This window comes from Mycobacterium asiaticum DSM 44297, from assembly GCF_000613245.1.
In the GTDB taxonomy this organism is placed as follows: Bacteria; Actinomycetota; Actinomycetes; order Mycobacteriales; family Mycobacteriaceae; genus Mycobacterium; species Mycobacterium asiaticum.
In genome coordinates, this window is record NZ_HG964939.1 from 44,904 (window position 1) to 57,671 (window position 12,768).

Annotated in this window: 11 protein-coding genes; 10 read left to right on the forward strand and 1 reads right to left on the reverse strand. The window is 64.6% G+C overall.

Annotation, left to right across the window (positions count from 1 at the left end):
* Nucleotides 1–17 precede the first annotated feature (17 nt).
* The 10 genes from BN972_RS24260 (at nt 18) to BN972_RS24300 (ending at nt 11,822) form a co-directional block, all read left to right on the forward strand.
* The gene (locus tag BN972_RS24260; RefSeq protein ID WP_036364082.1) at nt 18–314 is read left to right on the forward strand and encodes a WXG100 family type VII secretion target; all 297 of its coding nucleotides are present in this window, start codon (nt 18–20) and stop codon (nt 312–314) included.
* Between the two features lie 20 nt (nt 315–334).
* Nucleotides 335–619, forward strand: a complete 285-nt coding sequence (locus BN972_RS24265) for a WXG100 family type VII secretion target (protein WP_036360337.1) — start codon at nt 335–337, stop codon at nt 617–619.
* A gap of 563 nt (nt 620–1,182) precedes the next feature.
* Nucleotides 1,183–1,956 carry a response regulator transcription factor gene (locus BN972_RS24270; RefSeq protein ID WP_036364084.1) on the forward strand — a complete coding sequence of 258 codons (774 nt, stop codon included), beginning with the start codon at nt 1,183–1,185 and terminating at the stop codon, nt 1,954–1,956.
* Nucleotides 1,957–1,964: 8 nt separating this feature from the next.
* Nucleotides 1,965–3,476, forward strand: a complete 1,512-nt coding sequence (locus BN972_RS24275) for a sensor histidine kinase (RefSeq protein ID WP_036364085.1) — start codon at nt 1,965–1,967, stop codon at nt 3,474–3,476.
* Nucleotides 3,477–3,733: 257 nt separating this feature from the next.
* A complete protein-coding gene (locus BN972_RS30630) occupies nt 3,734–3,823 on the forward strand; it encodes a potassium-transporting ATPase subunit F (protein WP_142277131.1) in 90 nt (29 codons plus the stop codon).
* The gene (gene kdpA, locus BN972_RS24280; protein WP_036364089.1) at nt 3,823–5,493 is read left to right on the forward strand and encodes a potassium-transporting ATPase subunit KdpA; all 1,671 of its coding nucleotides are present in this window, start codon (nt 3,823–3,825) and stop codon (nt 5,491–5,493) included. Before BN972_RS30630 ends, kdpA begins: the two co-directional genes overlap by 1 nt.
* Before the next feature lie 18 nt (nt 5,494–5,511).
* Nucleotides 5,512–7,650, forward strand: coding sequence for a potassium-transporting ATPase subunit KdpB (gene kdpB / locus BN972_RS24285; protein WP_280531802.1), 2,139 nt, complete (start codon nt 5,512–5,514; stop codon nt 7,648–7,650).
* A gap of 1 nt (nt 7,651) precedes the next feature.
* Complete coding sequence (locus tag BN972_RS24290; RefSeq protein WP_036364092.1) at nt 7,652–8,575, forward strand: potassium-transporting ATPase subunit C; 924 nt, start codon at nt 7,652–7,654, stop codon at nt 8,573–8,575.
* 11 nt (nt 8,576–8,586) lie between these two features.
* Complete coding sequence (locus BN972_RS24295; RefSeq protein ID WP_036364095.1) at nt 8,587–11,145, forward strand: sensor histidine kinase; 2,559 nt, start codon at nt 8,587–8,589, stop codon at nt 11,143–11,145.
* On the forward strand, nt 11,142–11,822 hold the full coding sequence (locus BN972_RS24300) for a response regulator (RefSeq protein WP_036364097.1): 681 nt from the start codon (nt 11,142–11,144) through the stop codon (nt 11,820–11,822). The genes BN972_RS24295 and BN972_RS24300 overlap by 4 nt, the downstream gene beginning before the upstream one ends.
* A gap of 501 nt (nt 11,823–12,323) precedes the next feature.
* Here BN972_RS24300 and BN972_RS28530 read toward each other — a convergent pair.
* Nucleotides 12,324–12,647 carry a hypothetical protein gene (locus tag BN972_RS28530; RefSeq protein WP_065138734.1) on the reverse strand — a complete coding sequence of 108 codons (324 nt, stop codon included), beginning with the start codon at nt 12,645–12,647 and terminating at the stop codon, nt 12,324–12,326.
* Nucleotides 12,648–12,768: the final 121 nt, after the last annotated feature.

Sequence of the window (12,768 nt, forward strand, 5' to 3'; positions counted from 1 at the left end):
TAGATAGGAGAAGAAATATGGCAACACGATTCATGACCGACCCGCACGCGATGCGGGACATGGCAGGCCGCTTCGAAACCCACGCCCAGACCGTCGAGGACGAGGCCCGTCGGATGTGGGCGTCCTCGCAGAACATCGCCGGTGCGGGCTGGAGCGGTATGGCCCAGGCCACCTCGCTGGACACCATGAGCCAGATGAACCAGGCCTTCCGCAACATTGTGAACATGCTGCACGGGGTGCGTGACGGACTGATCCGCGACGCGAACAACTACGAGCAGCAAGAGCAGGCCTCCCAGCAGATCCTGAGCAGCTAGCCCCGAGAAAGGACTCAACAATGACGATCAATTACCAGTTCGGCGACGTCGACGCGCACGGCGCGCTCATCCGCGCCCAGGCCGCCAACTTGGAGGCCGAGCACCAGGCCATCGTTCGCGATGTGCTGGCTGCCGGTGACTTCTGGGGCGGCGCCGGTTCGGTGGCTTGCCAGGAGTTCATCGCCCAGTTGGGCCGCAACTTCCAGGTGATCTACGAGCAGGCCAACCAGCACGGCCAGAAGGTTCAGAGCGCCGGCAGCAACATGGCGCAGACGGACAGCGCCGTCGGCTCCAGCTGGGCCTGACAGCAACTCACGAAGTGGCCGCGCACCGCCGGGTGTGCGGCCACTTCGCTGTCCGGGGGCCGTTAGCCGCCCAGCGGCGAAGCGGAATAACCGTGGCGCGCATGCCGATTCGCGTGCTTGCGCCTCGCCGCGACCGACCACCCCGGACAGCGGCAACCGCGGTAGGTTCGCGCCGCTCGCCGCGACGGCAGCTGCGCCACCCGCGTGCTCACCGGCCGGCACCAACGACCCGAGCGGCTTCAACCGGTCCCGCGACACGCCCCGCCCCACGCTGCGGTGATGTCCTCCCGCAATGACCAGAAGCGCTACCCCCCGCTTCACATGTCATCCACAGGAAAGACATAGAAGAAGCAGGCCACACCGCAGCCACGCGGATGGGGGTCAATCAGGCGGAGACACGAAGCTGTGGCAATTGCCACACCTTTGCTGCCATGCCTCACGGAGAAATACCTAAGGGCCACAGTGAGGTTGCGCGGCACGCGAGTGGGTACCCGTCGACAATTGATTTGAGAACCATATGAACTCGGTGACAAGCGCATATGTGCTTGAAACAATCAGCAACTATGACAGCAGTGTCGGGATATACGCGCAGCCAACGTCCGCGCCAGGCCATTCTGGGGCAACTTCCCCGGATCAACCGGGCCGACGGTTCACCGATCCGGGTGTTGCTGGTCGACGACGAACCCGCCCTGACCAACCTCGTCAAGATGGCGCTGCATTACGAGGGCTGGGATGTCGAAATCGCGCACAACGGGCGCGAGGCCATCGCCAAGTTCGACCGGATCAATCCCGACGTGCTCGTCCTGGACATCATGCTGCCCGACGTGGACGGCTTGCAGATCCTGCAGCGAGTCCGCGAATCCGAGACCTATACGCCGACCCTGTTTCTCACCGCCCGCGATTCGGTGATGGACCGCGTCACTGGCCTGACCGCCGGCGCCGACGACTACATGACCAAGCCGTTCAGCCTCGAGGAGCTCGTCGCCCGGCTGCGCGGCCTGCTGCGGCGGTCCAGCCATCTCGCCCCGCCCGCCGACGAATCCCTTAAGGTCGGTGACCTTAAGCTCGACGCGGCCAGCCGCGAGGTCACCCGCGGGGGCACCCCGATATCGCTGTCCTCGACCGAGTTCGAGCTGCTGAGATTCCTGATGCGCAACCCGCGGCGCGCGCTGAGCCGCACCGAGATCCTGGACCGGGTCTGGAACTACGATTTCGCCGGCCGCACCAGCATCGTCGACCTGTACATTTCCTATTTGAGGAAGAAGATCGACGCCGACAGAGAGCCGATGATCCACACGGTACGTGGGATTGGATACATGCTCCGACCACCGGAATGAGTTCCTGAATGACGGGGGACCGCAACCTTCCGCGGTGGCTCCCCCGTTCCCTGCGCAAGCAGTTGTTGTTGGGCGTATTGACCGTGGTGACCCTCGTCCTGGTGGCGGTGGGTGCCGTCTCCGTGCTGAGCCTGCGGGGCTACGTGACGGCTATGAACGACGCCGAAGTCACCGAATCCATGCACGCCTTCAGCCATTCCTATGCCAGGTACCGCAACGGCGAACACACCTCGGTGCACACCGGCATCCCGCCGGTCTCCCAGGCACTGCTGGAATTCACCGGACAGACGCCCGGCAACCTGATCGCGGTACTGCGTGATGGCAAGGTGGTGGCCTCGGCCGTCTTCTCCGAAGACGAACCACGGGTGGCGCCACCCGATGTCGTCCGTGCCATCGAGGCACAGGACTGGATCGATGGCAACTCGCGTATCGAGAACCTAGGCAGCCTGGGCCCCCATCAGGTGGAGAGCCGCACCGTCGGATCCGACCGCCTTGTCGTCGGAGTTTCGTTGAGCATCGCCGACCAGATCATCTCTCGCAAACAGCTCACCACCACCGTGCTGGTCGCCACCGCCCTGGTGATCACGGCCTTCTTGACCGCGTGGGTGGTGGGCTATGCGCTTCGGCCGTTGAGTCGCGTCGCCGCGACGGCGGCAGAGGTCGCTGCGATGCCGTTGGTGGGTGACGACCACCAGATCAGTGTCCGAGTCCGGCCCGAGGACACCGACCCCGACAACGAGGTCGGCATCGTCGGACACACCCTGAACCGCTTGCTCGACAACGTCGACAGCGCGCTGGCGCATCGGGTGGAGTCCGACCTGCGGATGCGGCAGTTCATCACCGACGCCAGCCACGAATTGCGCACTCCGCTGGCCGCCATCCAGGGTTACGCCGAGCTGACCCGCCAGGACAGTTCGGACCTGCCCCCGACCACGGAATACGCGCTGGCGCGCATCGAATCCGAAGCCCGGCGAATGGCGTCATTGGTCGACGAGCTGCTGTTGCTGTCCCGCCTGGGTGAAGGCGAAGACCTGCAGACTGAGAACCTCGAGCTCACCGACCTGGTGGCGAACGCCGTCAATGACGCGGCGGTGGCCGCGCCGACGCACCAGTGGGTCAAGGAATTGCCCGACGAGCCGGTGTGGATCAACGGCGACCACGCCCGGTTGCACCAGTTGTTGAGCAACCTGCTCACCAATGCCTTTGTGCACACTCCCCCGGGCGTAACGGTGACCACGGGCGTCACCAGCCACCGATATGGCCCCCGCGCGCCATATGTGGAACTGACGGTCGCCGACGACGGGCCCGACATCGACCCCGACGTGCTGCCTCATCTGTTCGAGCGGTTCGTGCGTGCCGACAAAGCACGGTCCAACGGTTCCGGTCACGGCTTGGGCCTGGCCATCGTCAGCTCGATCGTCAAGGCCCACCACGGCTCGGTCTCGGCGGAATCCGGGAACGGATTGACGGTGTTTCGGGTGCGACTACCGATGCTGGAGGCACCGCCCGACGTGGAGTAACCCTGGTCCGGCGAGCTCGCCGCGTTGAGGCTTTCGAGTCTGCTGGCGCGGGACCGTAAAGGTCGCGGCCCAAGCCGTAAAGAAACCGTCAAGGGGCCACTCTCCCGCCTTCGCGCGCGCTTAGCGTCGCAGTGTCGCCCTGGCAGGGGCGCTAGTTGTTGCCCGCGAAACGATCGAGGATCCATGTCCGTCGTCATATATCTGGTGCTGACCGTGGCGGTTTTCGTCGCGCTCGGCGGATTGCTGAAGTTGGAATTGTGAGCACCGCGAACATGGTGGGTCTGATCCTGGCCACTGCAGTCGCCTTGCTGCTTGTCGCGGCCCTGCTCTTCCCAGAGAAATTCTGATGAGCCAAACCACAGCCGGTGTGCTGTTCCTGGCGTCGCTCATCGCTGCGATCGTGGCGGTGCACGTACCGCTGGGCGACTACATGTACCGCGTCTACAGCTCCGAGAAGCATTCGCGCACAGAACGTTTCCTCTACCGTTTGATCGGCGCCGACCCAGACGCCGAGCAGACGTGGCGGACTTACGCCCGCAGCGTGCTCGCGTTCTCCGCGGTCAGCGTGATGTTCCTGTTTCTCTTGCAGCTGGTGCAGAACCGGTTGCCGTTGCATTTGTCCGACCCGGCCACCCACATGACCCCTGCGCTCGCGTGGAACACCGCAGTCAGCTTCGTCACAAACACCAACTGGCAGGCCTACTCCGGCGAATCGACCCAGGGGCACCTGGTGCAGATGGCCGGCTTGGCGGTGCAGAACTTCGTATCGGCCGCCGTGGGTATGGCCGTGGCGGTGGCCTTGGTGCGGGGATTCGCCCGGCATCGCACCGAGGAACTCGGCAATTTCTGGGTGGATCTGACCCGCGGCACAGTGCGAATCCTGTTACCGATCGCCATCATTGGCGCCGTCGTCCTGGTCGCCGGGGGCGTCATCCAGAACTTCCACCTGCACGACCAGGTGGTACACACACTGGCCGGCACGCAGCAGGCCATCCCCGGTGGTCCGGTCGCCAGCCAAGAAGCGATCAAGGAACTCGGCACCAACGGCGGCGGTTTCTACAACGCGAACTCCGCGCATCCCTTCGAGAATCCGACTTCGTGGACCAACTGGATCGAGATCTTTCTGTTGGTGGTAATCGGCTTTTCGCTGCCCCGCACCTTCGGTCGCATGGTGGGCAGCAAGCGGCAGGGCTACGCGATCGCCGCGATCGTCGGAGTGATGGCCGGGCTCAGCGTCGTGGTGATGATGCTGTTCCAACTGCAGCATCACGGCACCGTCCCGACCGCGGTGGGTGCGTCCAGCGAGGGTGTCGAACAGCGCTTCGGCGTTGCCGACTCGGCGATCTTCGCCGATGCCACCACGCTGACGTCCACCGGCGCGGTCGATTCGACGCACGACTCGTACACCAGCCTGGGCGGCATGATGACGATGTTCAACATGCAACTCGGTGAGGTCGCGCCGGGCGGCACGGGTTCGGGTCTGTACGGCATCCTGATTCTGGCCGTGATCACCGTGTTCGTGGCCGGGTTGATGGTCGGCCGGACGCCGGAGTATCTGGGCAAGAAGATCACGCCGCGCGAAATGAAGTTGGCGGCAAGCTATTTCTTGGTGACCCCGCTGATCGTGCTGGTCGGCACCGCCTTCGCGATCGCATTGCCGGGTCAACGCGCCGGCATGGCCAACACCGGGCCGCACGGACTGTCCGAAGTGCTCTACGCGTTCACCTCGGCAGCCAACAACAACGGCTCGGCGTTCGCCGGGCTGTCGGTCAACACCGCCTGGTACAACACGGCTTTGGGCCTGGCGATGCTCTTTGGCCGATTCCTGCCGATCATCCTGGTGCTTGCGCTGGCCGGCTCGCTCGCCCGACAAGGCGCCACCCCGGAGTCCAGTGGCACCTTGCCCACTCACCGACCGCAATTCGTCGGCCTGGTGGTCGGGGTCACCGTCATCCTCGTTGCTCTCACCTTCTTGCCCGCGCTGGCGCTCGGGCCGCTCGCCGAAGGGATTCATTAAGAAGTGTCGACCATACAGATTTCCACCACTGCCGCACGACGGCCCAGCGGCCCGGGACCTGGCGAAAAGCTTCCGGGTGGGTTGCTCGATCCGGCGCTGCTGCTCAAGTCGCTGCCCGATGCGCTGCGCAAACTCGACCCGCGCACCTTATGGCGTAACCCAGTAATGTTCATCGTCGAGATCGGCGCCGTGTGGTCGACGGTGCTGGCCTTCGGTGACGAGACCTGGTTCAGCTGGCTGACGGTGTTCTGGCTTTGGCTGACAGTGCTTTTCGCCAACTTGGCCGAAGCCGTCGCGGAGGGCCGCGGCAAGGCCCAAGCCGATACGCTGCGCAAGTCGAAGGCCGATACCGTTGCGCGCCGGCTGCGCAACTGGATTCCCGGTACGCCGGGTGCCTACGAAGAAGTCGCCGCGCCCCTGTTGCAACAGGGGGACATCGTGGTGGTGACGGCCGGCCAGGTTATCCCGGGCGACGGTGATGTGGTGGAAGGCATTGCTTCTGTGGATGAGTCGGCGATCACCGGCGAATCCGCGCCGGTCATCCGGGAATCCGGCGGTGACCGGTCAGCGGTGACTGGTGGTACCACCGTGCTGTCGGACCGCATCGTCGTCAAGATCACCCAGAAGCCGGGCGAGAGCTTCGTGGACCGAATGATTGCGCTCGTCGAAGGCGCGAACCGGCAGAAGACCCCCAACGAGATCGCCCTCAATATCTTGCTGGCCGCGTTGACCATCATCTTCGTCTTCGCCGTCGCCACACTGCAGCCGTTGGCGATCTACTCGAAGGCCAACAACCCGGGGGTTCCGGACACGGACGGTCTCAATGGCAACGGCATCAGCGGCATCGTCCTGGTCGCGCTACTGGTCTGCTTGATTCCCACCACGATTGGGGCGCTGTTGTCCGCGATCGGCATCGCCGGCATGGACCGGCTGGTGCAACGCAACGTCCTGGCCATGTCCGGACGCGCGGTCGAAGCAGCCGGTGACGTCAACACCCTGCTGCTGGACAAGACCGGAACGATCACGCTGGGCAACCGGGAAGCCGCCGAGTTCATCCCGGTGGCCCGCATCAGTACCGACGAGTTAGCCGACGCCGCACAGCTTTCCAGCCTTGCCGACGAGACACCCGAGGGCCGTTCGATCGTGGTGTACGCCAAGGCTGCGCACGGGTTGCGGGCACGGACACCCGGCGAGCTCACCACCGCCTCCTGGGTGCCCTTCAGTGCGACGACCCGGATGTCGGGCGTGGACCTGGACGGCTGGCAACTGCGCAAGGGCGCGGCGAGTTCGGTCGCCGAGTGGGTCCGCAGCCACGGCGGGACGGTGCCAGCCGAGCTCGGTGACATCGTCGACGGCATCTCCGCGGCCGGCGGGACTCCCCTGGTGGTGGGTCGCGTCGGGGATAATGGACAAGCTGAGGTGTTGGGCGTCATTCATCTCAAAGACGTGGTCAAGCAGGGTATGCGCGACCGGTTCGAGGCCATGCGCCTGATGGGCATCCGCACGGTCATGATCACCGGCGATAACCCGTTGACGGCCAAGGCGATCGCGCAGGAGGCCGGCGTCGACGACTTCCTGGCCGAGGCCACGCCCGAGGACAAGATGATGCTGATCAAGCAGGAGCAGCAGGGCGGTCGCCTGGTGGCGATGACCGGTGACGGCACCAATGACGCCCCCGCTCTCGCCCAGGCCGACGTCGGCGTGGCGATGAACACGGGCACGTCGGCGGCCAAAGAGGCCGGAAACATGGTCGATCTGGACTCCGACCCCACCAAGCTCATCGAGATCGTCGAGATCGGTAAGCAGCTGTTGATCACCCGCGGCGCTTTGACGACGTTCTCCATCGCCAACGACATCGCCAAGTATTTCGCGATCATCCCGGCGATGTTCGTCGCGCTCTTCCCTGGGTTGGACCTGCTCAACGTCATGCGGTTGCACAGCCCGCAGTCGGCGATCCTGTCCGCGGTCATCTTCAACGCGGTCGTCATCGTCGCGCTGATCCCGCTGGCACTGCGCGGCGTACGGTATACCCCTAGCCGTGCGTCAAAGTTGCTCAGCCGCAACCTGTATCGCTATGGATTGGGCGGTATCGTCGCTCCGTTCATCGGCATCAAGCTCATCGACTTGGTGGTTCAACTACTCCCCGGGATCGCCTGAAATGGACGTCACCAACATGATTCGCCGCTACGGAGCTGCATTGCGCGCGCTGCTTGTTTTCACCGTGCTACTGGGTTTGGGCTACCCGCTGCTTATCTGGCTGGCCACCCTGTTACCCGGATTGCACGCCAAGGCGGAAGGCTCGATCATCACCGCCGGCGGCAAGGCGGTCGGGAGCAAGTTGATCGGCCAAAACTTCACCGACGCCGCGGGAGATCCACTGCCGCAGTACTTTCAGGCTCGGCCGTCGGCCGCTGGCGCCGGTTATGACCCGATGTCGAGCGGCGGCAGTAACCTCGGTCCGGAAAGCGTCGTCGACACCCCAGCCGACCCGGCCAAGTTGGTTGCCGGTGCCAGTCCCAGCGACGCCGGATTCAAGCCGAGCCTGCTGACGTTGGTGTGCTCTCGCAGCGCGGCGATCGGCAAACTGGAAGGCGTGAACGGGTCACGGCCGTTCTGCACGGGCGGCGGGGTCGGGGCGGTGCTCTCAGTGATGGGCCCACGCGATGCGCGAGGTGACGTGGTCCACCCGACGCGGGTGGTCAGCGTCAACGAGCCGTGCGCGTCCACCGGCCAGCCGTTCGTGGACAGCTATCGCGGTGTCCGCGTCGAATGCGCAAGGTTCGGCGAGGACTACTCAAGCGGCTTGATCGTGCCGGTGCGTGGCGCGGCTTCCAGCGAGCCACAGGTACCGGCTGACGCAGTCACCACCAGTGGCAGCGGCCTTGATCCGGACATCTCGCCGGCCTATGCCGACATTCAGATCGCCCGGGTCGCTCGGGCCCGTCACGCGAGCCCGGATCAGATCCGCCAAGTGGTGGCGCAATACCGCACCGACCGCATGCTCGGCTTTTTCGGCGAACCAGCCGTCGACGTGCTGCAGCTCAACCTGGCATTGGACAGCAGGTATCCGGTCGCAAGCTAGCGGATGGGTGGATGATTGTTGACGTGAACGTCTCCAGCGTCACAGAACACCGTCCCAAACGCGGCGAGCTGCGCATCTATCTCGGTGCGGCACCGGGTGTCGGCAAGACCTACGCGATGCTCGGCGAAGCACACCGGCGGTTGGAGCGCGGCACCGATTTGGTGGCCGCCGTGGTCGAAACCCACGGGCGGGCAAAGACCGCCGAGCTGCTGGACGGAATCGAGGTAGTCGCGCCGCGCTACATCGAGTACCGCGGCGGCAGCTTCGCTGAACTCGACGTGCCGGCGGTACTGGCACGTCGCCCCCAAGTGGTGTTGGTCGACGAACTGGCTCATACCAATACACCCGGCAGCAAGAACGTCAAGCGCTGGCAGGACGTCGAGGAACTGCTCGACGCGGGGATCACGGTGATCTCCACCGTCAACATCCAGCACCTGGAGAGCCTCAACGACGTCGTCGCCCAGATCACCGGCATCGAACAGAAGGAGACAATCCCGGATTCGATCGTGCGGCAGGCGGCCCAGGTCGAGCTGATCGACATCACTCCGGAAGCGCTGCGGCGCAGGCTATCCCACGGAAATGTCTACGCGTCCGAGAAGATCGATGCCGCGCTCTCCAACTACTTCCGCCGTGGGAACCTCACCGCGTTAAGGGAGTTGGCGTTGTTGTGGCTGGCGGATCAGGTTGACACCGCGCTCGCGAAGTACCGCGCGGAGAACAAGATCACCGATATGTGGGAGGCCCGTGAGCGGGTCGTGGTCGCTGTCACCGGGGGCCCGGAGTCTGAGACACTCGTCCGACGCGCGTCCCGGATCGCCTCGAAGTCGAGTGCCGAGCTCATGGTGCTCCATGTGCTGCGCGGTGACGGGCTCGCCGGTCTCTCAGAGGCGCGGATGAGCAAGATCCGCGAATTGGCAAACAGTTTGGACGCCTCGCTGCACACGGTGGTCGGCGATGACGTGCCCGACGCGCTGCTGGACTTCGCGCGCGAGATCAACGCCACCCAGCTGGTCATCGGGACGTCGCGCAGGTCGCGGTGGGCGCGCCTGTTCTCCGAGGGCATCGGAGCCGCGGTCGTGCAGCGATCCGGCAAGATCGACGTCCACATTGTCACCCATGACGAACCTCCGCGCGGCGCAAAGCCCGTCGCCGCGTCGCCCCGGCAACGACGTGTGGCATCGTGGCTGGCTGCGATTGCGGTCCCGTCGGCGATCTGCGCGGTGACGGTGAGTGTGCTGGACTCCTTCTTGAACACCGGCGGCGAGAGCGCCCTGTTCTTCGTCGGTGTTCTACTGGTTGGCCTATTGGGAGGCGTTGCGCCCGCGGTACTTTCAGCGGTGCTGTCCGGTGCGCTGTTGAACTACTACTTGATCACGCCGCGACACAGTTTCACCATCGCCGAACCCGACAGTGCCGTCACCGAGCTGGTGCTGCTGCTGATCGCCGTGGCGGTAGCCGTGCTGGTCGACGGCACCACGAAGCGCGCCAGGGAAGCCCGGTTGGCTTCCCAGGAAGCAGAGCTGTTGACGCTGTTCGCCGGATCGGTGCTGCGGGGGGCGGACCTGTCCACCCTGTTGGAACGCGTGCGCGAGACCTATTCACAGCGTGCCGTGAGCATGCTGCGGGAAGGTTTGGACGGCTCGCGCGAGGTGGTCGCTTCGGTAGGCAAGGATCCTTGCACCACAGTCGATTCGGCGGACACGGCCATCGAGGTGGGTGACGAAGAGTTTTGGATGCTGATGGCCGGTCGCAAGCTGTCGGCCCGGGATCGCCGGGTCCTGGGCGCGGTGGCCAGGCAAGCCGCGGGGCTGATCCGACAGCGTGAACTCGTCGAGGAAGCCAGCCGCGCCGAGGCGATAGTGCGGGCCGACGAGCTGCGGCGGTCCCTGCTTTCGGCGGTCAGCCACGACCTGCGCACCCCACTAGCGGCCGCCAAGGTTGCAGTATCCAGCCTGCGCGCTGGGGATGTGGCCTTCTCCGCCGAGGACACCGCCGAACTGCTGGCCAGCACAGAGGAATCGATTGATCAGCTCACCGCTTTGGTGGGTAACCTGCTCGACTCGTCGCGGTTGGCCGCGGGGGTGGTGCGGCCAGAGCTACATCGGGTGTATCTCGAGGAGGTGGTGCAGCGCGCATTGGTGAGCATCGGGAAGGGGGCCACCGGTTTCTACCGATCCGCCATCGATCGCGTCAAGGTCGACGTCGGCGATGCCGTGGTGCTGGCCGACGGTGGACTGCTGGAACGGGTCCTGGCCAACCTGATCGACAACGCGCTGCGCTACGCGCCCGATTGTGTGGTCCGGGTCAACGCGGGACGGGTGGGCGGACGTGTGCTGGTCAACGTGATCGATGAGGGGCCCGGGATACCGCACGGGACCGAGGATCAGTTGTTCGAGGCGTTTCAGCGGTTGGGTGACCATGACAACACCACCGGTGTCGGACTGGGGATGTCGGTGGCGCGCGGCTTCGTCGAGGCGATGGGCGGCACGATTCAGGCCGGTGATACGCCGGGTGGAGGGCTGACAGTCGTGTTGGACCTGGCCGGGCCACCGGACAGCGGTGACCGATGACGCGGGTGCTGGTAATCGATGACGAGCCGCATATCCTGCGTGCGTTGCGGATCAACCTGAGCGTGCGCGGTTATGAGGTGATCACCGCGTCGACCGGTGCGGGAGCGCTGCGGGCCGCCGCCGAGCATCCGCCGGATGTGGTGATTCTGGATCTTGGTCTGCCCGATATTTCGGGTATCGACGTGTTGGGCGGGTTGCGGGGGTGGCTTTCCGCGCCAGTCATCGTGTTGTCGGCGCGGAGCGATTCTTCCGACAAGGTCGAAGCGTTGGACGCTGGAGCCGACGACTACGTGACGAAGCCATTCGGGATGGACGAGTTCCTCGCCAGGTTGCGGGCCGCGGTGCGCCGCAATGCCGCGGCGTCGGAAGTGGAGCAGCCGGTCGTCGAAACTTCTTCTTTTACCGTTGATTTGGCGGCGAAGAAGGTGGTGAAGGGTGGTGTTGAGGTGCATCTGACACCGACCGAGTGGGGCATGCTGGAGATGCTGGTGCGCAACCGCGGCAAGTTGGTGGGTCGCGAGGAGTTGCTCAGAGAGGTCTGGGGACCCGCTTACGCGACCGAAACACATTATCTGCGGGTATATTTGGCGCAATTGCGGCGCAAACTCGAGGATGACCCATCGCATCCCAAACATCTGTTGACCGAATCAGGCATGGGTTACCGCTTCGAGGCGTGAGCAGCCCACGGCCCGCCTGCGCCGCTGGGGGAGCATGCGTGTTGATGCCCGGCTTGTAGCGACATTGTCGGTGGCGTGGTCGGGGCCGGCCGCCGCATCGAACCGTTCTCGCGCACCGGTTTTCACCCTGCCTTTCCGGGAGTATGCGTGTCCATGCCCGGCTTGTAGCGACATTGTCGGTGGCGTGGTCGAGGGCGGGCACCGCATCGAACCGTTCTCACGCACCGGTTTTCACCCTGCCCTTCCGGGAGTATGCGTGTCCATGCCCGGCCTGTAGCGACATTGTCGGTGGCGTGGTCCAGGGCGGCCGCCGCATCGAACCGGTCTTGCGCACCGGTTTTCACCGTGATCTTCCGGGAGCATGTGTGTCCATGCCCGGCTTGTAGCGACATTGTCGGTGGCGTGGTCGAGGGCGGCCGCCGCATCGAACCGTTCTCGCGCACCGGTTTTCACCCTGCCCTTCCGGGAGCATGCGTGTCCATGCCCGGCTTGTAGCGCCAATCAGTCGAACCATTGGAGCGGATCTTCGCGCCCACTTCTAGCCCTCGACTCGGCACGCAATGCCAGAACTCGCTGGTGCATCCGGTGTTCAGTGCCGCGGGGAAATTCCAACGCCGCATACTTGCCCCGTCGGATGCGATCAACCCTTCCCCTTCCCATCTCCCAGCGCAGTGCATCAGAAATGGCCTTCGAAGCCCGACCGTTGACGGTAAAGCCATGCCACTTGAGGGCATTGATGAGTTCCGGAATAGTCGCGGGTCCGTGCAACACCAGTTGGTAGGTAAGCACATAGCGAAGCTCGGTTCCCCGTAGAAGCATGCTCATGCGTTGAACGTTGCATTCCCGTCAACATGCCGCCAGTCACCACATTTCGCCTGTGGATCACGCGCACCGACAATGTCGCTACAAGCCGGGCAACGACGCACATCCTCCTGAGAGAGCCCGG